The 20,513-nt window shown below is 73.7% G+C and carries 20 protein-coding genes and 1 tRNA gene; all 21 read right to left on the bottom strand.

What is annotated here, in order from left to right; genetic code table 11:
- Window positions 1–29: 29 nt before the first annotated feature.
- Window positions 30–1,004, bottom strand: coding sequence for a TatD family hydrolase (locus OR600_RS07545; RefSeq protein ID WP_135978321.1), 975 nt, complete (start codon window positions 1,002–1,004; stop codon window positions 30–32).
- Complete coding sequence (gene rsmA / locus OR600_RS07550) at window positions 1,001–1,906, bottom strand: 16S rRNA (adenine(1518)-N(6)/adenine(1519)-N(6))-dimethyltransferase RsmA (RefSeq protein ID WP_135978320.1); 906 nt, start codon at window positions 1,904–1,906, stop codon at window positions 1,001–1,003. Before rsmA ends, OR600_RS07545 begins: the two co-directional genes overlap by 4 nt.
- A complete protein-coding gene (gene metG / locus OR600_RS07555) occupies window positions 1,903–3,546 on the bottom strand; it encodes a methionine--tRNA ligase (protein ID WP_135978319.1) in 1,644 nt (547 codons plus the stop codon). The genes rsmA and metG overlap by 4 nt, the downstream gene beginning before the upstream one ends.
- 80 nt (window positions 3,547–3,626) lie before the next feature.
- On the bottom strand, window positions 3,627–4,508 hold the full coding sequence (gene rsmI / locus OR600_RS07560; protein ID WP_135978318.1) for a 16S rRNA (cytidine(1402)-2'-O)-methyltransferase: 882 nt from the start codon (window positions 4,506–4,508) through the stop codon (window positions 3,627–3,629).
- Complete coding sequence (locus OR600_RS07565; RefSeq protein WP_251164071.1) at window positions 4,508–5,551, bottom strand: glycoside hydrolase family 5 protein; 1,044 nt, start codon at window positions 5,549–5,551, stop codon at window positions 4,508–4,510. The genes rsmI and OR600_RS07565 overlap by 1 nt, the downstream gene beginning before the upstream one ends.
- Before the next feature lie 539 nt (window positions 5,552–6,090).
- A tRNA-Phe gene (locus tag OR600_RS07570) sits at window positions 6,091–6,166 on the bottom strand.
- A 34-nt stretch (window positions 6,167–6,200) separates the two neighbouring features.
- On the bottom strand, window positions 6,201–6,875 hold the full coding sequence (locus tag OR600_RS07575; protein WP_135978317.1) for an FHA domain-containing protein: 675 nt from the start codon (window positions 6,873–6,875) through the stop codon (window positions 6,201–6,203).
- Window positions 6,872–7,255: a DUF192 domain-containing protein gene (locus OR600_RS07580; RefSeq protein WP_135978316.1), complete on the bottom strand. Its 384-nt coding sequence runs from the start codon at window positions 7,253–7,255 to the stop codon at window positions 6,872–6,874. Before OR600_RS07580 ends, OR600_RS07575 begins: the two co-directional genes overlap by 4 nt.
- 1 nt (window position 7,256) lies before the next feature.
- Window positions 7,257–7,733 carry a TadE/TadG family type IV pilus assembly protein gene (locus OR600_RS07585; RefSeq protein ID WP_135978315.1) on the bottom strand — a complete coding sequence of 159 codons (477 nt, stop codon included), beginning with the start codon at window positions 7,731–7,733 and terminating at the stop codon, window positions 7,257–7,259.
- Window positions 7,730–9,784: a hypothetical protein gene (locus tag OR600_RS07590; protein WP_135978314.1), complete on the bottom strand. Its 2,055-nt coding sequence runs from the start codon at window positions 9,782–9,784 to the stop codon at window positions 7,730–7,732. The genes OR600_RS07585 and OR600_RS07590 overlap by 4 nt, the downstream gene beginning before the upstream one ends.
- Window positions 9,756–10,166, bottom strand: a complete 411-nt coding sequence (locus OR600_RS07595; RefSeq protein ID WP_204408245.1) for a hypothetical protein — start codon at window positions 10,164–10,166, stop codon at window positions 9,756–9,758. The genes OR600_RS07590 and OR600_RS07595 overlap by 29 nt, the downstream gene beginning before the upstream one ends.
- A 64-nt stretch (window positions 10,167–10,230) precedes the next feature.
- Entirely contained in the window at window positions 10,231–10,452 is a 222-nt protein-coding gene (locus OR600_RS07600) for a hypothetical protein (RefSeq protein WP_135978312.1), read from the bottom strand.
- Complete coding sequence (locus OR600_RS07605; RefSeq protein WP_135978311.1) at window positions 10,445–10,963, bottom strand: hypothetical protein; 519 nt, start codon at window positions 10,961–10,963, stop codon at window positions 10,445–10,447. The genes OR600_RS07600 and OR600_RS07605 overlap by 8 nt, the downstream gene beginning before the upstream one ends.
- The gene (locus tag OR600_RS07610; protein WP_135978310.1) at window positions 10,927–11,142 is read right to left on the bottom strand and encodes a Flp family type IVb pilin; all 216 of its coding nucleotides are present in this window, start codon (window positions 11,140–11,142) and stop codon (window positions 10,927–10,929) included. The genes OR600_RS07605 and OR600_RS07610 overlap by 37 nt, the downstream gene beginning before the upstream one ends.
- Before the next feature lie 48 nt (window positions 11,143–11,190).
- Complete coding sequence (locus OR600_RS07615) at window positions 11,191–11,826, bottom strand: type II secretion system F family protein (RefSeq protein ID WP_265590940.1); 636 nt, start codon at window positions 11,824–11,826, stop codon at window positions 11,191–11,193.
- The gene (locus OR600_RS07620; protein ID WP_135978308.1) at window positions 11,823–12,734 is read right to left on the bottom strand and encodes a type II secretion system F family protein; all 912 of its coding nucleotides are present in this window, start codon (window positions 12,732–12,734) and stop codon (window positions 11,823–11,825) included. Before OR600_RS07620 ends, OR600_RS07615 begins: the two co-directional genes overlap by 4 nt.
- Window positions 12,713–14,023 carry a TadA family conjugal transfer-associated ATPase gene (locus OR600_RS07625; protein WP_135978307.1) on the bottom strand — a complete coding sequence of 437 codons (1,311 nt, stop codon included), beginning with the start codon at window positions 14,021–14,023 and terminating at the stop codon, window positions 12,713–12,715. Before OR600_RS07625 ends, OR600_RS07620 begins: the two co-directional genes overlap by 22 nt.
- A complete protein-coding gene (locus tag OR600_RS07630; protein WP_168354053.1) occupies window positions 14,023–15,333 on the bottom strand; it encodes a CpaE/TadZ family protein in 1,311 nt (436 codons plus the stop codon). Before OR600_RS07630 ends, OR600_RS07625 begins: the two co-directional genes overlap by 1 nt.
- Window positions 15,334–15,347: 14 nt before the next feature.
- Entirely contained in the window at window positions 15,348–16,067 is a 720-nt protein-coding gene (locus OR600_RS07635; RefSeq protein ID WP_168354052.1) for an SAF domain-containing protein, read from the bottom strand.
- Between the two features lie 286 nt (window positions 16,068–16,353).
- On the bottom strand, window positions 16,354–17,550 hold the full coding sequence (gene rsgA, locus OR600_RS07640) for a ribosome small subunit-dependent GTPase A (protein WP_251164305.1): 1,197 nt from the start codon (window positions 17,548–17,550) through the stop codon (window positions 16,354–16,356).
- 189 nt (window positions 17,551–17,739) lie between these two features.
- A complete protein-coding gene (locus OR600_RS07645; protein WP_251164306.1) occupies window positions 17,740–20,415 on the bottom strand; it encodes a cation-translocating P-type ATPase in 2,676 nt (891 codons plus the stop codon).
- Window positions 20,416–20,513 lie beyond the last annotated feature (98 nt).

Here is a 20,513-nt window from a genome sequence, read left to right on the forward strand (position 1 = left end):
GTGGATTCTAGCGGAAAAGGGAGGGGCGGTCAGCGGGGGAAGAGCCGGGCGGCGTTTTTCCAGAGCGCGGCGTAGGTCTCGGCCGGGTCGGAGACGCCGCACTCGGCGCGCACGTCGGCGAGGCAGCGGGCCGTGAGGCACACCATGGCCGGCTCGCACTCCAAGCCGCGCAGGGGCACCGGCGCCATGTAGGGGGAGTCGGTTTCGGTGAGCATCTGCCCGAGGGGGCAGGCGCAGGCGGCGTCGCGGATCTCGTCGGAGCGCTTGAAGGTGACGGCGCCGCCGAAGGCCGCGAGGCAGCCGCGCTCCACGAAGGGGCGCATCACGGCCGGGTCGCCCGTGTAGCAGTGGAGGTCCACCCCGGCCTCGGGCACCCCCACCTCGTCGAGGACCTCGAGGGCCATGGCGTGGGCGGCGGCCGCCGGGTCGTCGCGGTCGTCCCGGATGTGCAGCTCGCAGGGCACGGCGAGCTCGCGGGCCAACCGCAGCTGGCGGCAAAAGACGTCCCGCTGCACGTCCACGGGCACGTCGCAGGTGAAGTCGAGGCCTATCTCGCCCACGCCCGCGCAGCGGGGGTCGGCCAGGAGCTCCGAGAGGCTCGCCATGGCCGCGTCGTCTGCCCGGGCGGCGCCGTAGGGGTGGATGCCGGCCACCACGCGCACGTTGTCGCAGAGGTCGGGGGCGCCGGGAAACGCCGGCGGCACGAGCCCCTCCGCTGCGGCCGCGGCGAGCAGGGAGCGCGCACCCTCCACCCACCCGTCGAGGGAGCGGAGGAACGCCCGGGCGTCCGTGGCGTCCTCGGTGGGGTCGGCCGGCACCACGAGGAGGCGCACGCCGGCCAGGGCGGCGCGGGCCACGGCGCGGGCCGGGTCGTGGCCGCGGAAGACCGTGAGGTGGCCGTGGGTGTCGGCCAGGGGCGCGAGGGGGCGCGGCCATGGGCGCGGACGCCCCTTCTGGTCGCGGAAGAGCTCGCCGTCGTCGAGCAGGTCGTCTATGGCGCTCATGAAGCCTCCTCGAGGGCGAGGGCCAGGCCGACGAAGTCGGCCACGGAGAGGGTCTCGGCACGGCGGGTGCCCGGGATCCCGACGGCGGCGAGGGCCGCGTCGACGGCGTCCTTGTCGAAGCCGCGGGCGCCCATGGAGTTGCGGATGGTCTTGCGGCGCTGGGCGAAGGCGGCGTCCACCACCCCGGCGCAGAGGGCGCGCTGGGCGTCCGTGAGCGGCTCGCCCGTGGCGGGGTCGCAGGGCCGCACGCGGTCCAGGCGCACCACGGAGGAGTCCACGTGCGGGGGAGGCATGAAGTTGGCCGGGCCCACCTCGAAGCGCCCGGTGACCTCCGCGTAGAGCCCCAGCTTGACGGTGTAGGCGCCGTAGGCCTTCGTGCCCGGCACGGCCGAGATGCGGTCGGCCACCTCCTTCTGCACCATGCACACGCAGCGCCCCACGGAGGGCATCTGCTGCAGAGTATCCAGGATCACCGTGGCCGCCACCTGGTAGGGCAGGTTGGCCACGAGCATGGTGGGGTCCGTGGGCACGCCGGCCAGGCCGAGGGAGGCGGCGGCGCGGCGGAGGTCGTCGGCCCCCACCCGGAGGGCGTCCCCGAGCACGAGGGCGAAGCTGTCGCGCCAGGCGGCGCACGTGGCCCGGAGCACCGGGGCGAGGGAGCGGTCGGCCTCCACGGCCACCACGGCCCCCGCCCGGGGCAGCAGCGCGCAGGTAAGCGTGCCGATGCCCGGGCCCACCTCGAAGACCAGGTCGTCGGGGGAGGGCTCGGCAAGGTCGAGGATCCTGCCGATGACGTGGTCGTTCACCAGGAAGTTCTGGCCCAGGCGGTGCTTGGTGGCCAGGCCGTGGGCCTCGAGCACCGCGCGGGTGGCGCCGGGGCTTGCCAGGGGCGAGAAGCTCACTTGCCCCCCTTGGCGGCCTTGGCCTTGTCGCCCTTCTGGGCGGCGCCCTCGGCCACGAGGCGCGGGAACAGCGCGTCGCCCTTGGTCACCGGGGCGCCCTGGGCGAAGCCGCCCCAGGCGCAGGCGGCCTTGAGGTCGCAGGTGCCCACCTCGTCCCCGGCGGACAGGCGGCGCAGCACCTCGGCGGAGGTGGTGGGCATGAGCGGGGCGAGCAGATGGGCCGAGACGCGGATGGCCTCCACGAGCGAGCCGATGACGAAGGCCAGCTCGTCGGCGCGCGCCGGGTCCTTGGCCAGGCTCCAGGGCTCCATGTCCTCGATGTAGTGGTTGGCCGCGTGCACGAGCTCCATGACGGCCGCGGCGCCCTCGTCGTAGGCGAAGCGGTACATGGCCTCGAGGTAGCGGTCCACGAGTCCGGAGGCCACCTGGGAGAGCGGGCTCTCGACGGTGTCCCAGCCCTCGGACATGGCGGGGGTCCTCCCGTCGAAGTACTTGGCGCTCATGTTGAGCGTGCGGCTCACGAGGTTGCCCCAGGAGTTGGCGAGGTCGGTGTTGTAGACCTGCTCCATGCGGCCCCAGGAGATACCACCGTCGGTGCCGGGCTTGACGTCGGTCATGAAGTAGTAGCGGTAGCCGTCCACGCCGAGCAGGTCCACCACGGTGGCGGGCGAGACGACGTTGCCGCGGCTCTTGGACATCTTCTCGGTGGCGCCGGTCTCCTCGTTCTTGACGGTGAGGAAGCCGTGGGCGAAGACCTCCTCGGGCACCGGGAGCCCCGCGGCCATGAGCATGGCGGGCCAGATCACGCAGTGGAAGCGGATGATGTCCTTGCCCACGAGGTGCGCCTGGGCGGGCCAGCGGTAGGCGAACTCCCCCTCGTCGGCGCCGTAGCCCACGGCGGTGAGGTAGTTGATGAGGGCGTCGAACCAGACGTAGGTGACGTGGCCGTCGTCGAAGGGCAGCTCGATACCCCAGTCGAAGCTCGTGCGGCTGATGGAGAGGTCCTTGAGGCCGCCCTCCACGAAGCTCACGACCTCGTTGCGGCGGATCTCGGGCTCCACGAAGTGCGGGTTGTCGCGGTAGAGCTCGAGCAGGCGGTCCCGGAAGGCGCTGAGCTTGAAGAACCAGCTCTCCTCCTGCACGCGCTGGAGGGGTCTGCCGCAGTCGGGGCAGAGGTGCTCGCCCTCGGTCCCGCGCCCCTCGTCGGCGTGGCGGACCTGGGTGTCGGTGAAGTAGGTCTCCTCGGGCACGCAGTACCAGCCGTCGTAGGAGCCCTTGTAGATGTAGCCGTTGTCCTTGATGGTCGACATGAGGCGCCGGACGGCCTCGGCGTGGCGGGGCTCGGTGGTGCGGATGAAATCGTCGTTGGTGACGTCGAGCAGCTGGAGGAGCTCCTTGAAGGCGGGCACGAGGGAGTCGCACCACTCCTGCGGGGTCATGCCGTGCTCGGCGGCGGCCTCGGCGACCTTCTCGCCGTGCTCGTCGGTGCCCGTGAGGAACATCACGTTGTGGCCGGTGGCGCGGCGCAGGCGCGCCTGGACGTCGGCCAGCACCGAGGTGTAGGAGGTCCCCAGGTGCGGGGCCGCGTTGACGTAGTAGATGGGGGTGGTGATGTAGTACGAGGGCTGCACGGTGTCCATGGGGCGCGTCCGTTCTCGGTGGGGTCCTAAGCTTGTTTCCTCGGGCCATTGTAGCCCGACGGGACCGGCGGGCGCGGCGCCTAGGCCTTGAGGGACACCACGAGGTCGTAGGCGGCCGAGCGGGCCAGGCCGCAGCGGCGCGCGACCTCCTTGGCGGCGGCCGAGGGCGACATCCCCCGGGCGAGGAGCCCCGAGGCCAGTGCCCGGGGCTCGGGGGCCGCCTCTGCCTCGGGGGCCGGGGCGTCGGCGGCGGGGGACTCGACGACGACCACGCACTCGCCGCGCACGGGGCGCCCCTGGGCCTCCGCCTCGGCGACGGTGGCGGAAAGCTCGGCGGCCGTCCCGCGCAGGCACTCCTCGTGGAGCTTGGTGAGCTCGCGGACCAGGGCGACGCGGCGCCCCGGCATGGCCTCGGCCACGGACGCGAGGGTGGCGGCGACGCGGTGGGGCGACTCGTAGAGCACCACGGCGCCGGGCACCCGGGCGAGGAGGTCGAGGCGCTCGCGGCGGGCGCCGGCCTTCCTCGGCAGGAACCCCTCGAAGAAGAAGTGTGAGCAGTCGAGGCCCGAGGCCGCGACGGCGCAGGTCACGGCGCTGGGGCCGGGGACGACCTCCACGGGGAGGCCGGCGTCGAGCGCGGCGTCCACGAGCCTGCGGCCCGGGTCGCTCACCGTGGGCATGCCGGCGTCGGAGGCAAAGGCCACACGCTGGCCGGAGGAGAGGCGCTCCAGGACGGCGGGCACGCGGGAGGCGATGACGTTCTCGTCGCAGCGCTCCAGGGGACGGCGCAGCCCCATGGCCGAGAGGAGCCGGCCGGTGACGCGGGTGTCCTCGCAGAGCACGACGTCGGCGGCGGCGAGGGTGTCGCGCACGCGGCCGGAGAGGTCGCCCAGGTTGCCGATAGGAGTGCCCACCAGCGAGAGCACGCCGGCGCCGGAGGGCCGGGGGTCGTCCTGGGGCATCAGTCGAACATCCCGCGCTCGAAGGAGGAGAGGGCCACGCGGGCGTCCCAGGCCGAGAGCTTGTTCTCGGTCTTCCACGTCTGGAAGAACCAGCCGGAGGCGTCGCGGAACGCCTGGATCTGGGCCGCGGCGTAGACGCGCTCCATGGCCTTGAGGCCCTCGGGCGTGGGGGTGCCGGCACCCACGGGCAGGGAGCTCGACCACTCCCCCACCACCACGGGCAGGCCGCTGCGGCGGGCGCGGGCGATGGCGTCGGAGGAGCGCTCCACCAGGCGGCGCGTGCCGGAGGGGCCGGAGGCGTCCACGACGTCGTTGTAGTGGTAGAGGTGCAGGTCCAGCCACACGTTGCGGTAGCGGGACTGGGCCATGAAGAGGTTCCACATGTCGGGGCGGCCGGCACAGGAGAACACCACCACGGGATGGTCGCCGGCGCGGTCGCGCACGGCCTCGTAGCAGTCGCGGTAGAAGTTGCGGAGCATGTGCATGGGCACGCCGGGCGTGACCGAGAGGCCGCGGCGGCGCTGGGCCACGGGCTCGTCGAGGGGCTCGATGCCGATGAGGCAGTCGCGCTCGGCGTAACGCTCGGCGAGGCGGGCCACGACCTCGATGACGGGGTCACGCAGGGTGGAGCCCATGGCGATGACGTTGCTCAGGGCCTCGGGGTCGTCGTCCCCGCCGGGCATGGCGGCGAGCACGAGCAGCACCTGCAGGCCGGCGGCCTCGGCCCAGGTGAAGGCGCGGTCCACGTACTCGATGCAGCCCTCGTCCACACCGGGCATGGGGCCGTCCTTGCCGAAGACCGTCCAGGGCACGGGGATGCGCACGGCGTTGTAGCCGCGGTCGGCGATCTGGCGGAAGTCGCGCTCGCCGATGAAGGCGGACCGGTGGCCGGCCACGACCTCCACATAGCGGTCGTGCCCGAGGGCGGCCTCGAGGCCCTTCTCGTCGAAGGCCCCCGACGAGGCGAACAGGGACGGGGTTACCCAGGGCTCGAGCACCAGCCAACCGGCGAGGTTGACCCCGTGCAGCATCGCGTGATCCACCGGCAGATCCTCCTTGCAGGGCGCGTACGTCGACGTTCTCCACGCTATCATTCCCAGGCCGGGAAAGACCTTTCAATCGCGTCAGGATGGTGCAACCTTCCCGGATCGCACCACGGGGGTGCGGAAAATGCCCCGATAAGCCCAAACTGTGCACCACGGTGGCGCGATCGCGTCCCCCATGCGCCACGGCGGCGTCGCAACTAAAAGGCTTGGGTTACAGGTGCCAGCATTATTGCGAGCAGGAGGACCGCGAACACAGTCAACTTCTGAGCCAGCTCGAGGGGCGACCGATACCGCCCCTGAGCACCTCACGATGGCCGCGATGAGCATGGGACCACCTGCAATATGAAGTGGGTGCTCCACCCCTTTGCCTCTACGCAAGCTCCATTCAGCAGTCATACCCCACTCGAAGGCCTATCCCGCCCCTCCTGGGGATGCCGCGGGGCACCCAACATACCAGTGGGACCGCTATCCGTCAGGATAGCGGTCCCACTCAAAAAGAAACAGGTAGCCGGACAATCCGACTACCTGCGAGTTTATGGTGGCGGGGAAGGGAGTCGAACCCCTGACACGCGGATTTTCAGTCCGCTGCTCTACCAACTGAGCTACCCAGCCAAAAACGCCTCGAGCGCCCGATAACTATAACACGTCACCTCCGGGGGTCAAGCAGCTCGAGCGAAAACCTCGCGCCACATATCTCGAGCACGCTTCCCGGCAGCCACGGCACGGAGTCCACGACCTCCTCCCCATCCAGCGTGGCAGGGTGCGTGGCCCCCGCGTCGTGGACGAGCACCATTCCCTCGTCGGGTGCCACGACCACGTGGCGGCGCGACACCGAGGCGTCCTTGAGCACCACGTCGTTGTCGGACGCCCGGCCGATGGAGAGGCCGCCGGCCGGGAGCGCCACGGGCGCCCTCATGCCGCGCCACTCCATCACCAGGCCCCAGCGCGGGCTGCGCGCGACCTCGGACAGGTCGCCCGTCTCGTCGGCCTCGTCCACCTCGGCGTCGGCTGGGTCGAAGTCGTCGTAGAGCGGGCCGTCCCACTCGGCGGGGAGCCCGGCCAGCGGCCCCTCCACGGCCCACCGCAAGTCGAGCCCCGCGCCGTACGCGGCCGCCTCGGCCGGCGGGTATGGCATTCCCGCCGCAGGCACCGCCGCGCCGAAGCGGTGGAGGCACCCGTAGCACACGTCCATGTCCTCGAAGGCGGAAGCGCCGCACTGCGGGCACACCTTGACGCCCGGCACACCGCACCCGTGGGCGCCCCCGCCGTGACAGTGTCCCTGCCCCTGGGCGCAACCGCCCTCGACCACCGTCATGTTCATGACCCTCTCCTATCTCTCGGGGCCTCCCGGCCCGTTTGAACGCACAGACTCACACCGTCGCCCTCCCCGGGCCACGGGGCGTCCGCCGCGACCCGCTCCAGCGCCCAGGCGGCCCCGGGGCACGACACCGCCCGCCACGGGGGCACGGCCCTCCTCGACAGGGCCACGGCGCCGTCCGGCCCCACGAACGCCATGTCCACGGGGCTCCCCATGCCCACCGTGTGGAGCGACCGGCACGCGGGGAACGCCAGCACCGGACACGCGCCCGGAGGGAAGTCCCCCATGAGCCCGACGAGCCGCTCCCGGAAGCCGCCCACGACGAGGGCGTCGATCACCCGCTCCCCTCCCGGGCCGCGCACGCGCACCTCGGCCGGCACCACGTCAGACACCTCCCGCGAGCGTCCCGATGTCCACCACCAGGGAGCGCTCGTGGACGAGCAGCGCCGGCGCGGTCCAGACGGCGCCTGCCACGGAGAACGTCGACGGCCGGGGTCGGAACCCCATGGAGCACACGAAGCGCACGCGCCCCGGCGAGAGCGCAGGCAGGAGGCCGTCCTCCTCGGGGTCGAGGCGCTCCACGCGGACGTCGACCTCGAGGCCGGGGTCGCCCATGGCCTCCTCCACGGCCTCCCTGACCTGCCGGACGGCGGACGAGGCGTCCTGCTCGTCGGCCGGCGCGATGCCGTGGGCGAGCACCATGTCAGGGGCCACGCGGTCGAACCGGGCGCACCGCTCGATGTAGACGCCCAGGTTCACGGCGACGAGGGCGCAGGCAAGCACCACCGGCACCACGCAGGCGAGCTCCACCACGGCCTGGCCGCGCTCCTCCCGGAGGAGCCGTGCCGCCCGCCCGGTCACGACGCGCCTCCCAGGAGGGTGGACAGGCGTACCTTGACGGGGATCTTGAACGGGAGCCCCGGGACCGAGAGCTCGCCGAGGTCCACCTCGGTCTCGCCCGCGACGTCCGCCACCTGGCGCCCGAAGGCCGCGAGCATCTCGGCCGGCGTGCCGTCGGCCGGCAGCGCCTGGATGCCCCGGCGGATCCACGCCGCGTCAGTGGAGCCGTCCTTGTCGAGCACCTCCTGGGTGTGGCAGAGCACGGGCTTGCGGAGCCGGAGGTCCGCCGGCTCGAGCCCGGCCGCGGCCACGACCTGAGAGAGCCGGTCCCCCAGCCACCGGGCCACGCCGCCGGCCCCCACGGCGTCGAGGCCGTCGAAGAGCCGCCTGGCGGCGTCGGCCACCGCACCGTAGGCGTCGCCGTACCCCTCGAGCAGCTGCCCCCAGAGCGCCGTGACCCCGCCGAGCACGCCGGCCACGCCCCCTCCCGAGCCTCCCGACGCCCCGTCGAAGAACCGTCTGAGCATCCCCGACCGCTCGGTGTCGTCGGGGGCGAGCGTGGCCGCGGCCATGGCGACCCGGCCCGGCAGCGAGGCCTCCCCGGCAAAGGGGCCCGCGAGCCCCGACGGCACGGCCGAGCCCGCCGCGGCGACCACCCCAATGCAGCCGTAGGCACCAGGCGGGCAGAGCCTGGGCCGCGCCACGGCGAGCTGGGCGAGCGCACGCTCAAAGAGGTCGGCCCCGCCCTCCGCCACCTCGCGGAGGCGTCCGTCCAGCTCCGCGCAGGCGTTTCTCGCCGGCTCCCAGGCCTCGGCGGCGTCGCAGACCAGTCGCCAGTAGTGCTCAAAACCGCTCGACGTGTTGGTGGAGGCGGACGCCACCCGCGACAGCGAGACCAGGCCCATGTCGCAGTCCGGGCACACCTGCCACCCGCCCGCCTCCCCCTGGGCCACGGTAGCGTCGTCCATACGCTGCCCCCGGGCGCCGGGGCACCCGTCGAAGGCGTGGAGCCTCAACGAGCCGCCCTCCGACGTGCAGGGCCAGCGGACGGTGTCGAACAGGTCGCTCGCCCGGGTGGTCGCCGCGTCGTGGGCGAGGCGGGGCAGCCGCACCACGACCGTGCCGTCGGCGTTCTCGCGGTACTCGCCGGACCGGACCTCCGCCAGCGCGTAGGCGTAGTAGGCGCGGCGCCGGGCGGAGTCGGCCTGGGCGGCCGCACCGTCGCCGTCGGGCGCCTCCGCGGCGAGACGGGCCGCGTAGTAGGCCCGTGCCCGGAGCAGCGGGACCCCGAAGTTCCACCCCTCCATATGGAGGTGGCGCGGGTTCTCGCCGGCCGGCAGCCCCGCGAGCGAGGAGGCCCTCCCCCAGAGGCACGACGGGGCGTCCACGCAGTCCGCCCGCCAGCCGGCCTCCAGGGCGGCGTCGGCCTCCCGGCGGCGCTCGGCGGCCTCGTCCGAGAGCCCCGCGGCGTCGTCAGCGGCCCCGGCCAGCGCGGCGTCATCGACGTCGCCCACCTGCGTCCACACGGAGCGGGACTCCGCGGGGAACGCCAGCGCCACGCCCGCGTAGCGCACCGACCCGGCGCCGTTGGCCCCCGCCGTGGCCCAACCGTTGGAGGCCACGGCGGCGGGCAGGGCGGCCTCGAGGGCCTTGAGCCCCTCTGACGCCGACGACGCGAGCTCCCTGCGCCCCTGGAGGATGGAGCGGCCGGCGTCCGCGACGGAGACGCCGGCCGCCCCCATACCCGGGACGAGACCGGTGACGATGCCGGCGCCCAGCACGGTAAGCCCGCAGACGCCCAGGGAGAGCACGGTCGCGTCAACCACCTGGGCCACCGTGGAGAAGGCGCGCACGGCCCTCGCCCCGGACAGCGCGCAGGCGTCGGCCACGGCCTGCACGTCGGCGGACCGGGCCGCCATCCACTGCACCTGCGCCAGCGAGAAGACGAGGGCCAGGCTCACGAGCAGGGCGCACGCGACGGCAACCGAGGTGTGACCGCCCTCGTCGTCCACGAAGGCGGAGATGCCCCACCGCAGGCCGACCTCACGACCAGATCGAGACCCAATCTGCATAGGAACCCCCCAACCACGACGGACGGACCCGCTCCCTCGCCTCCACCGAGACCTCGAGGAGGCTCTCCCCCGTGAGCGCGCGCACGACGGGGCCGAACAGCGGCAGCGGCGCCACCGCGCCCTCGACGCGCACCGCGACCTCGGCCGTGCGCGCGCCGGAGAGCTCCACCTCCCAGTCCCCCTCGTGGAAGATCCCGACGGCCGGCACCGCCGCCAGGCGCCGCAGCACGAAGGCCCGGACGTCGTCCTCCGACGAGGACGGGGCCGTGGCGAGGAGGCGCGCTCCCTCGCAGGCGGCCGAGGCCATGACCGAGCGGGTGTACAGGATGCAGAGGGGCTGGGCGAGCAGCGCCACGCAGAACAGGACGCAGGGCAGCGTCACAGCCGCCTCCACCGTGGACTGGCCGCGCTCCTCCGCGAGGGCGCGCGCTGTCCAGGAGCCCCGCTCAGTAGAGCAGGACGTCCTGAAGCGCGGCCACCGTGCCCGCGCCCAGCCCGTGGGACGCCGCCCTGGCGGCGATGTCCGCCGCCACCCCCTGGCCGAGGAACCGCCAGAGCGCCGCGAGGGCCACCGCCATGGCCAGGAACGCCCCGAGCACGAGGGCGTACTCCACCGTCGACTGCCCGCGCTCCTCCGCGAGGGGCGGCCGCCCGCCGCGCTCAGCCACAGAGTTCCTCCCATCGGTCCACCCCCAACGTCAGACGGCTCACCACCGACGTGCCCCCAGCCGTCTCGGACACCACGCAGACCACCACCTCGTCGGCACCCTGGGCCACGCAGCCCCACACGTTCCCGAGGAGGTCGAGGTAGCCGCCGTGCACGAGGGAGAACCCCCGGTCGCGGAGGCCCCCGAGCTCGTCCCCGGCGGCGTCGGTAAGATCCGACGGCACCTCCTCGCTCTCCCAAGGGACGTCGTCGGCCGCCTCGAGCGCGGCCGCAACGGAGGGGGCAGCCGCCACGGAGGCGCCCGCGTCGGCCGCCCCTCCCGTCTCCGGCACGCCCGCGGACCCGGCGCCCCCGCCCGGTCCCCCGGCCTCGCCCGGCGCGGCCCCGGTCTCCGCGCCCCCGCCCGCCGCGCCGTCCACCCGGGGCGCCGCGGCGACCCAGAGGCAGCCGGCGACCAGGGCCGCGAGGGCGGCCGTCAGAGCGAGTTGATGCCTTGGGCGATGGAGTTCCACAGCTCCTCGACCCTCCCCCTGAACGCGATGACCGCGACGATGGCGATGAGAACGAGGACGCCCACGAGGATGGCGTACTCCGTCGTCCCCTGGCCGCGCTCCTCGGCGGCCGCACCCGCGGCCCCGCGCACCCACGCCCTGACCCCGCACGCCACAGTCACCAGCAGATCCCTCACCATGTCGACCCCTTTCCACACGAATCGGCTTGCATCTATTGCCGCACCCGCTCACCCCAGCGACCCGAGGGCCTGGGCCATGAGCGGGCCCAGGACGGCGAGCAGCATGGCAGGGACCACCAGGACCCCCAGCGGGAGCAGCATCTTCACGGGCACGCGCTCGATCTCCTCCTCCACCTGCAGGCGGCGGTCGCGGCGCACGGCCCCCGACTGCCGCTCCAGTGTCGCGGCCAGCGGGACGCCGAACTCCAGGGCCTCGGCCACGGCGTCGGCGAAGCGGAGCAGCGCCGGGCTCCCCAGCTCGTCGGCCACGCGCCGGAGCGCGTCCGCGCGGGTCTCGAGGCCGAGCGACCACGAGAGCCTCGCCTGCCCGAGCCGCGCGGCCAGCACCGTGTCGTGCCGCTCGAGGTAGAGGGCCATCGCCCCGTCGAACGACAGCCCGGCATGGAGCCCCAGGGCGAGGATGTCGAAGAGCTCCGGCATCTCCTGGGTGGCCGCCTGTCGCTCGGCCGCGGCACGGGACGCCTCCCCCATGCGGCGCACCGGGGCGAGCCCCGCGACGCGGCGCACGGCGCGGGCGAGCGGGTCCGCCCCGGCCCTGCGCACCGGCAGGGCCGGCCCTCCCGCCGTGAGCGCCCACGCCGCCCCGAACGCCGCGGCGGCGGCCAGCGGCGGCCACGGGCTCACGGCTCCACCCGCGCCATGATCGCCCTCATGGCCGCCAGGGCGCAGAGGTCCAGGCCCACGGCCACGGCCAGGCACCCGGCGCCGACGGGCGTCGCGCAGCCCGCCCTGAAGTCGGGCGAGATCAGGGCGAGGGCCGCGACGAGCAGCGCGGGCAGCACCATCACCACGGCCGCCGACAGGCGCACCTGGGCCGTCTTGGTGCGGAGCAGGCCCGCGAGGCCCTCGCGCTCCTCCACGAGCGCCGCAGAGCGCTCGAGGAGCCCCGCCATGGGGGCGCCGGTGCGCTGCGAGATGACCAGCGCGCACGACAGGAGCCCCATGGACGGGTCGGCCACGCCGGAGGCGGCCACGTCCAGCGCCCGGGCCACGGACGACCCGCAGTCGAGCTCGAACGACCCCCGGAGGAACGCCTCGCCCACGGTCCCCCGGCCGTGGCGGCCAACGTAGGTCATGGCCTGGGCCATGGTCTGGCCAGACGCCAGACCGCTGGCAAGCGAGCGGTACGCGTCGGGGACCGCCCGGGCCTCCTCCTGCGCGGCCCGCCGCCCCTCGGCCGCGCCCCACGCCGCCAAGGCGCCCCAGCCGAGGGCGAGCCCCAGGAGCGCCCCGGCGGCGTCCAGGGTCACCGCCGCACCGGCCGCCGCGGCCGCCGGCCCCGCGAGGGCGACCGCGCCCCGGGCGCCGTCGGCGCCGCGGACCCGCCCGGAGGCCAGGACGCGCCCCACGGCGAGCCCGAACCCCGCGGGGACCCACGGGGCCGAGAGGGCCGCCCGCACCGGGCGGGACCCTCCCACCACAGCGAGGAGGCGCCCCACGCGGGCCCGGGGGCCCACGCCCCGCCTGCCGGGGATCGCGCAGGCCGCGGCCGCGAACGCCGCGGCAGCCGTCAACCCAAGCTCGAGCGCCATGCCGCCACCTCCCCCTCGTCCAGGAGGCCGCCCGCGAGGCCCTCGGCCACGAAGGCCGGCTCGCGCACCAGCTCCCACTGGTCGGACACCTCGTCGTAGGCCACCAGGGGCTCCAGGGCCACGGTGCCGCCCGGCGCGCGCCCCACGGCGCTCGCCGAGGTGACCCGCCGCGCACCGCCCGCCAGGCGCTTGCCCATGACCACGATGTCGAGCGCGCTCGCCACCTGCTCCTCGATGAGGGAGGCCGGCACGTCCATGCCGAGGCGGGCCATGAGCACGAGCCTCACCACGGCCTCGTGCTCGCTGCCGGCGTGCAGGGTGGTGAGCGACCCGTCGTGGCCGGTGTTCATCGCCTGGAGCATGTCGACGGCCTCGCCCCCACGGACCTCCCCCACGACGATGCGGTCGGGCCTCATGCGCAGGGCGTTGGTCACGAGGTCGCGGATGGTCACCGCCCCCGTGCCCTCGATGGACGCGCCGCGCGCCTCCAGGCGCACCACGTGCAGGCTGGGGTCGAAGGCGAGCTCCGCGGAGTCCTCGATGGTGACGATCCGCTCGCCGGCCGGGATCTCCAGCGACAGGGCGTTCAGGAGCGTGGTCTTGCCCGACCCCGTGCCGCCCACCACGGCCACGTCCTGCCGGAGGCGCACGGCCCACGAGAGCAGCGTGGCGTACCAGGCCGGCACCGACCCCAGCTCCACGAGCCGGTCCAGGGACCCGATGCGCCCCGTGAAGCGCCGGATGGTCACGGCCGGGCCGTCCACCGCCACGGGCGCGATCACGGCGTTCACGCGGTCGCCGTTGGCGAGGCGGGCGTTCACGATGGGGCACGACTCGTCGAGGCGGCGCCCGAGCGGGGCGAGGATGCGGTCGACCACGAGCATGATCTGGTCGGGCGACTCGAACACGCGGGGCGCCTCGACGATGCGGCCGTCTCGCTCGAAGTAGAGCGACTGCGTGCCGTTGACCATGATCTCGGTGACCGACGGGTCGTCCATGAGCGGCTGGAGGAGCCCTAGCCCGAGAATCTGGTCGAGCACCTCGCGCCGCACCCGCCCCCGGGCCTCGGGCGAGAGGCTCCCGTAGCCCTCGCCGTTGAGCAGCGCGTCGCACGCCACGGAGAGCTCCTCCCGGGCGCGCGCCGGCTCCTCCTCGCGCACGAGCCGGGCCACGTCGGCGAGGCCAAGGCGGTCGACAAGGTCGCGACGCAGGGACTCGCGGACCGGGCCCTCGGGGTCCCCCGCGGGCGCGCCCCCTCCCTGGGAGCGCACCCGCCCCAGGAGGCCCATCAGCCGGCCGCCTTGGCGAAGCTGAACACCGAGCGGCGGCGCACCACCTTGGCGTCGCGGGCCTTGCGCGCGCCCTCGCAGTCGGGCAGGCACCCGAGGTCGGCGAGGAGCTTGGCCGCCACCGACGCGCAGGACGTGGAGAAGTCGTTGTCCAGCCCCGCGAGGTCGGGCGCGTGGCCGGCGCTCAGGAGCTCGGCGACGTCGAGCGACCCCTCGAGCGTCCTGAACGAGCGCGCGCCCTCGAGCCCCATGGACGCCCGGGTCATGAACTCCTCGTCGCGGCGGCGCGGGTCGCAGCGGTTCATGAGCCGCACCAGGCGCGTCCGGGCCACCCCGAGGCGCACGGCCAGGGCCGCGGCCCGGGCGAGCGACCCGATGGCGCCCGCGCGCTCGTCGCCCACGATCACGAGGCGGTCCGCCCCCTGGGCCGCGGCGGCCACCTCGTCGCCCCAGGCCGACGACGTGTCGACGACCACGAGGTCGAACCTGTCGCGCAGGGCCCCGAGGAGCTCCGCGGCGCGGGGCGCCACGGCCTCGGCGTACTCTGGCCGCTCGCACGGGCCGAACAGCACGAGGTTCTCGGCCACGCGCACCCCGCAGCGGTCGAGCGCGGCCCCCGTCGCACCGTCGGAGACCGGCGTGAGGTCGGCGGGACCCGGCAGCCCGAAGTAGCCGAACAGGTTGCCGAAGGTGAGGTCGAGGTCCACGAGGGCCACCTTGAGGCCCCAGCGGGCACAGGCGAGGGCCATGAGGGCCGCGACGGAGCTCTTGCCCACGCCGCCCCTCCCGCTCGCCACGCAGACGAGGCGCCCGTGGCCGGCCGGGAGCGATCGGACGCGCCCGCGGGCGTCGCCGTCCTCCCCGGGTGTGTCCGCCGCCACGCAGTCCGGCTCGTCGAGCCCGTCGGCCGCAGGGGGCGCTGCCGGCCCCTCCGGCCGCGACTCTGGGAGACCCCCTCCCACAGCTGCCTCCCGAGGGGCCGGCTCCACCCCCTCACGCGGGTCGAGCACCTCGGTCACCCCGGCCTTGGCCGCACGGCTCACGAGCGACCCGGACGCCCCGCGGACGGCCAGCACCACCCGGGGAGCCCGGCCGTCGGCGGCCACGGCGGCCGCCACGTTCACCGGGTCCACCGGCAGTCCCGCCCCCACGGCCACGCAGGGCGCCGGGTCGAGGCCCGACGCCAACGAGCGCGCGAGCACGGGGTCGCCCGACCTTATCGTCTGGCACCCCGGTACGAGCCGCCCCACCAGGGCGCACACCTCGGCGCGCTCCCCCTCGCCGGCACACACCAGCCACGTCGCACCCATGGCGACCCCCTTCCTCAAGCGCCCTCGGGCGCGTCCATGTCCCCATCGCCGGCGCCGCCGGCATCCTCGGGCCCCACGGCCCGGGGCGCCGCGCTCGCCGAGAGGTCCCCCACGTCGTCGGCGGGGCGCACGAGGCGGAGGGTCCCGTCCGCGCTCGCCGTGACCACTGGGGCCACGTCGTCGGCCGGCACCGCGAGCGTGAGCGACCCTCCCTGGCCGCCGCGCTGCCCCGAGGCAGCCAGGACGGACACGTCCCGGGCCAGGAGGCGGGTCGTCCCGTCGGAGCACCGGAAGGCCGCCAGGACCGTCCCGGCGCCCACCTCCGCCGGCACCCCCGTGCGATCGCCCACGGGCACGGTGACCGCCACCTTGCCCGACGGCACGGCCACGGACTCGCCGCCCCGGGAGAGGTGCACGTCGCACACCGGCATGCCGCGGGAGAGCGGCGAGGCGACCGGGACCCCGGAGACGTCGTCGAGCGACGTGAGCGCGCCCTCGGGGACGAGGTCGACGAGCCATTCCTCGAGGGCGCAGTTAGCGGCACCGAGCTCGTCACCCGCAGACACCGCTTCCGTGGCGACGACCACCTGCGCGACCTCCCCGCCGTAGCGCTCCAGCGCCTCGTTGCGCCGGGACTCCGCCTGGTCGCGCACCTGCTCGCCGTAGGCCAGGGCGGAGAGAAGCGCGAGCACGGCGAACGCGCTCGCTGCGACAATTCGAAATCGCTTGGACATACCCGCCTCCTCCACTGGTCCCGGTCGACCCCAATCATGGGCCACCGGCTCGAGGAAATCGGCATGTACCTGCAAATCCGTTTGCCCTGGTTCTGACATCCGCCTGACCGGGACCCGACGCCCTCCGTCAGACGCGCTGCACGAAAGCGCCGACACGGCCACGCGGCAACGCAACCGGTTGCCTAAGATCCACAACCCGTCCCCATACATGAACAGGCCCGGGGGCGACCCCCGGGCCTGTTCGGGACGAGCTTTGTGGGAGAGGGGCCCGACCGGGACGCCCCGCTCAGAGGCGCACGTCGGGGTCGAGGGTCCCGGCGCTCTCGCGCATCTCGGCGGCCAGGGACCGCCAGGCGTCCAACGCCTCCGCCGTGAAGGCGCCCCGGGAGGCGGCCCCCACCACGGCGCACCCGGGCTCGGACCCGTGGGTGCAGTCCCTGAACCTGCAGCTGCCGGCCTCGACCGCCACCTCGGGGAACACCTTGGCGAGGCCCCGCTCGTGGCCTACGAGGGGCAGGCTCCTGAGGCCGGGGCAGTCGATGATGACGCCGGCGCCGGGCAGCCTGACCATGCGCCGCGTGACCGTGGTGTGCCTGCCGGCGCCGTCGCGCTCCCTCACGGCGCCGGTCTCGAGGGCCTCGTGGCCGAGCAGCGCGTTGAGCAGGGTGGACTTCCCCACCCCGGACTCGCCGAGCACCATGCCCGTGCGCCCCTCGGGCACGAGCGCGCGGACCGCGCCCACGCCCCAGGAGCCGCCGGCCCCCTCCACCGCGGCGCGGAGGGCCTCGAGGCCCGCGTCCTGCTCGGGCTCCCCGCCGTCCTCGAGGAGGCTCGCGCACACCACCACGGGGGTGCCGGGGCCGAACATGGCCCTCAGGGCCGCCACGTCCGCCGCGAGCGTCTCGGGCGACGGCGCACAGTCGGCCTTGGTGAGCACGACGGCCCAGGCGGCACCGCAGTCGGCCGTCACCGTGGCGGCGCGGGCGGCGCGGTCGAGGGAGATGCCGCGTCGCCCCTCGGCCTGGGCGCAGAGCACCACGTCCACGTTGGCGGCCAGCACCTGGCGCTCGCCCCGGGATCCGCCGCGCCACCGCGCGACCTCGCTCTTGCGGGGCAGGACCTCCTCGATCACGGCCATGTCGTGGCCCGCGGGGCGGCGCAGCGCCACCCAGTCGCCCACGGCCGGCTTGAGCGCGTCCGCCTCCTTGGCGATGCGCACGGCGTGCTCGGCGCGCACGGGACCGGACGCCGTGAGGACGGCGGGAAATCCGCGGTCGAGACGGCAGACGCAACCCTCCTCCAGGCCGTCGGGGTCCTCCGAGGCGCCCCTCCACGCGGCGAAGGCCTCATCCTGCAGGGGCGTAGGCGCGAGGTCGCCCCAGCCCGGGACGTCCGCCAACGTGGAGACGTCCGGCAGGACGGTCTCCTGCCCGTTGCCGCGGCGGCCGCCCCGGGCCTGCCGCCTCTTGCTCCGCTTCGCCATGGTCCCCCCTGCCGTCGTCGCCGGTCCGCACCAAGGATATATGCCCGCATCCCCCGTGGGGCACCTCGGGCGCCCGACCGGGGGGATGCGGGGCGGCGCCTGAGAAAGGGGGTGTGCATCCTTCGATGCACACCCCCTTTCGAACTGCTACCGCTGATGCAGGCCACGCGGCCCCAGGAGGCTAGGCCCCTAGGCGGCGTTGTCGCGGACGCGCCAGCAGAGCTTGTAGAGCTCCATAATCGGGATGATCAGGAACGCAAGGCCCATGGCCATGAGGTAGTTGGGGGCGTCGAGCTCGGCGAAGCCGAAGACCTGGGCCACCGGGGGCACCTCGATGACCACGAAGGTCAGCACGAGGGACAGGGCGAAAGAGCCCCAGAGCCAACGGTTGTGGTTGCCCAGCTTGAAGATGGACTGGCGCCGGGAGCGCATGTTGAACGAGTGGAACATCTCCACCATGGACAGCGTGAGGAAAGCCATGGTCATGCCCTCGACGCCGGCCTCGGGATGGGAGGCGATGAAGCCGAGGTCCACGGTGCCGAACTGGTGGGACACGCCGATGAAGTAGCTGATGAGGGTGAACAGCGAGATCACCACGCCCTGGAAGACCACGTCGACGCCCATGCCGCCGGCGAAGATGCCGTCGGAGGCCTCGCGGGGCTTGCGGCCCATGATGCCCGGCTCGGTCTTCTCCATGCCCAGGGCGAGGGCCGGGAAGCAGTCGGTGATGAGGTTGATCCAGAGCAGGTGCACCGGCTCCAGGATCACGAAGCCGATCATGGTGGCCACGAACACGGCGATGACCTCGGCGATGTTGCTGGAGAGGAGGAACTGGATCGCCTTGCGGATGTTGTCGTAGATGTGGCGGCCCTCCTCCACGGCCGTCACGATGGTGGCGAAGTTGTCGTCGGCGAGCACCATGTCGGCGACGTTCTTGGTGACGTCGGTGCCGGTGATGCCCATGCCCACGCCGATGTCGGCGCGCTTGATGGACGGGGCGTCGTTGACGCCGTCGCCGGTCATGGCCACGATCTTGCCCTGCTTCTTCCAGGCCTCGACGATGCGGACCTTGTGCTCGGGCTGCACGCGGGCGTACACGCCGTAGTCGCCGATCCTCTCGGCGAGCTCCTCGTCGGAGAGCCTGTCCAGCTCGGCGCCGGTGATGGCCTGGGAGCGGTCGGTCACGATGCCGAGCTCCTTGGCGATGGCCACGGCGGTGTCGATGTGGTCGCCGGTGATCATGACCACGCGGATGCCGGCGCCGTGGGCCTCGACGATGGAGGGGCCCACCTCGGGGCGCACCGGGTCGATCATGCCGCAAAGGCCGACGAACGTGAGGTCCTGCTCCAGGTGGTCGGCGTCCTCGGACGCCGGGGCCTCGGGCCAGGAGCGCCTGGCCGCGGCGAGCACGCGCAGGGCGTCGTCGGCCATGGCCTTGTTCTCCTGAAGGATGGCGTCGCGCACGTCGTCGGTGAGGTCGGCCACGCCGTCGGCGGTGACGACCTTGGTGCAGCGCTTGAGCACCTCGTCGGGGGCGCCCTTGGTGTACTGGGTGATCTCGCCCTCGGCAGTGCGCACCACCACGGACATCATCTTGCGGCCGGAGTCGAACGGTGCCTCGCCCACACGCACGTACTCGGCGTCGAGGTCGGTCTTGGGCAGGCCGTGCTTGGCGGCGTCGGCCACGAGGGCGGCCTCGGTGGGCTCGCCCTTCGCCGACTCCTCGGCGAGCACCCACTGGGCGTCGTTGCAAAGGGCCATGGCGCGCACGAGCTCGTCCTCGTCGGCGCCGGAGTGGCGCACGACGGTCATCTTGTTCTGGGTGAGGGTGCCGGTCTTGTCGGAGCAGATCACCTGGGTGCAGCCCAGGGTCTCCACGGCGGTGAGCTTGCGGATGATGGCCGACTCGCGGCTCATCTTGGTGACGCCGATGGACAGCACGATGGTGACCACCGCCACGAGGCCCTCGGGAATGGCCGCCACGGCGAGCGAGACGGCGACCATGAAGGTGTCGATGACGAGGCGCGGGTCGGCCATGAACTCGGCGCCGTGCTTGATGAAGTCGACGATGAAGATGAAGATGCAGATGCCGATGACGCCGATCGTGAGGATGCGGGAGAGCTCGGCGAGCTTCCGCTGGAGCGGGGTCTGCTCGTCCACCGCCTCGTTGATGGAGTCGGCGATCTTGCCCATCTCGGTGTCCATGCCGGTGGCCGCCACGACGGCGCGGCCGCGGCCGTAGACCACGGTGGAGCCCATATAGACCATGTTCCTGCGGTCGCCCAGGGGCACGTCGTCGCCCTCGGCGAGCAGAGCGTCCACCATCTTGTCCACAGGCAGGGACTCGCCGGTGAGCGCGGACTCCTCCACCTTGAGGCTGGCGCTCTCCACCACGCGGCAGTCGGCCGGCACGGCGTCGCCGGCCTCGAGGACCACCACGTCGCCGGGGACGAGCTCCTCGGAACGCACGTCCACGATCTTCCCGTCGCGCACCACCTTGGAGGTGCTGGCGGCCATCTGCTGGAGGGCCTCCAAGGCCTCCTCGGCCTTGGACTCCTGGACCACGCCGAGGACGGCGTTGACCACCACGACGAACAGGATGATGACGACGTCCGCGATGTCGGACTCGCCCTGGGCCGCGCCGGCCACGGCGCTGATGACCGCGGCGGCGAGCAACAGGATGATCATGGGGTCGGCGAGCTGGGCCAGGAAGCGCTTCCACAGCGGGTCCTTCTTGGCCTCGTCGAGCTTGTTGGGCCCGTACTGGCCGAGGCGCTTGGCCACCTCGGCGTCGGTGAGGCCGGCCTCCACGTCGGTGGAGAGGCCCTGGGCCACCTCGTCGGCGGTTTGCAGGTACGGTTTCAAATCTCTTCCCTCCTGGTTTTTCGGCCGCGGCCAGATCGGTGCCCGATCATAATTCCCCAGGAGGGGCAAGGGCTCACCAAGGCTGCCATGGCGGCGGC

This window comes from Granulimonas faecalis, assembly GCF_022834715.1.
GTDB lineage: Bacteria > Actinomycetota > Coriobacteriia > Coriobacteriales > Atopobiaceae > Granulimonas > Granulimonas faecalis.

Coding starts and splice junctions, on each gene's coding strand:
- OR600_RS07545 (WP_135978321.1), bottom strand. CDS start 1,004: ATGAGCGCCATAGACGACCTGCTCGACGACGGCGAGCTCTTCCGCGAC.
- metG (WP_135978319.1), bottom strand. CDS start 3,546: ATGGACACCGTGCAGCCCTCGTACTACATCACCACCCCCATCTACTAC.
- rsmI (WP_135978318.1), bottom strand. CDS start 4,508: ATGCCCCAGGACGACCCCCGGCCCTCCGGCGCCGGCGTGCTCTCGCTG.
- OR600_RS07575 (WP_135978317.1), bottom strand. CDS start 6,875: ATGAACATGACGGTGGTCGAGGGCGGTTGCGCCCAGGGGCAGGGACAC.
- OR600_RS07590 (WP_135978314.1), bottom strand. CDS start 9,784: ATGCAGATTGGGTCTCGATCTGGTCGTGAGGTCGGCCTGCGGTGGGGC.
- OR600_RS07610 (WP_135978310.1), bottom strand. CDS start 11,142: ATGGTGAGGGATCTGCTGGTGACTGTGGCGTGCGGGGTCAGGGCGTGG.
- OR600_RS07620 (WP_135978308.1), bottom strand. CDS start 12,734: ATGGCGCTCGAGCTTGGGTTGACGGCTGCCGCGGCGTTCGCGGCCGCG.
- OR600_RS07625 (WP_135978307.1), bottom strand. CDS start 14,023: ATGGGCCTCCTGGGGCGGGTGCGCTCCCAGGGAGGGGGCGCGCCCGCG.
- OR600_RS07630 (WP_168354053.1), bottom strand. CDS start 15,333: ATGGGTGCGACGTGGCTGGTGTGTGCCGGCGAGGGGGAGCGCGCCGAG.
- OR600_RS07635 (WP_168354052.1), bottom strand. CDS start 16,067: ATGTCCAAGCGATTTCGAATTGTCGCAGCGAGCGCGTTCGCCGTGCTC.
- rsgA (WP_251164305.1), bottom strand. CDS start 17,550: ATGGCGAAGCGGAGCAAGAGGCGGCAGGCCCGGGGCGGCCGCCGCGGC.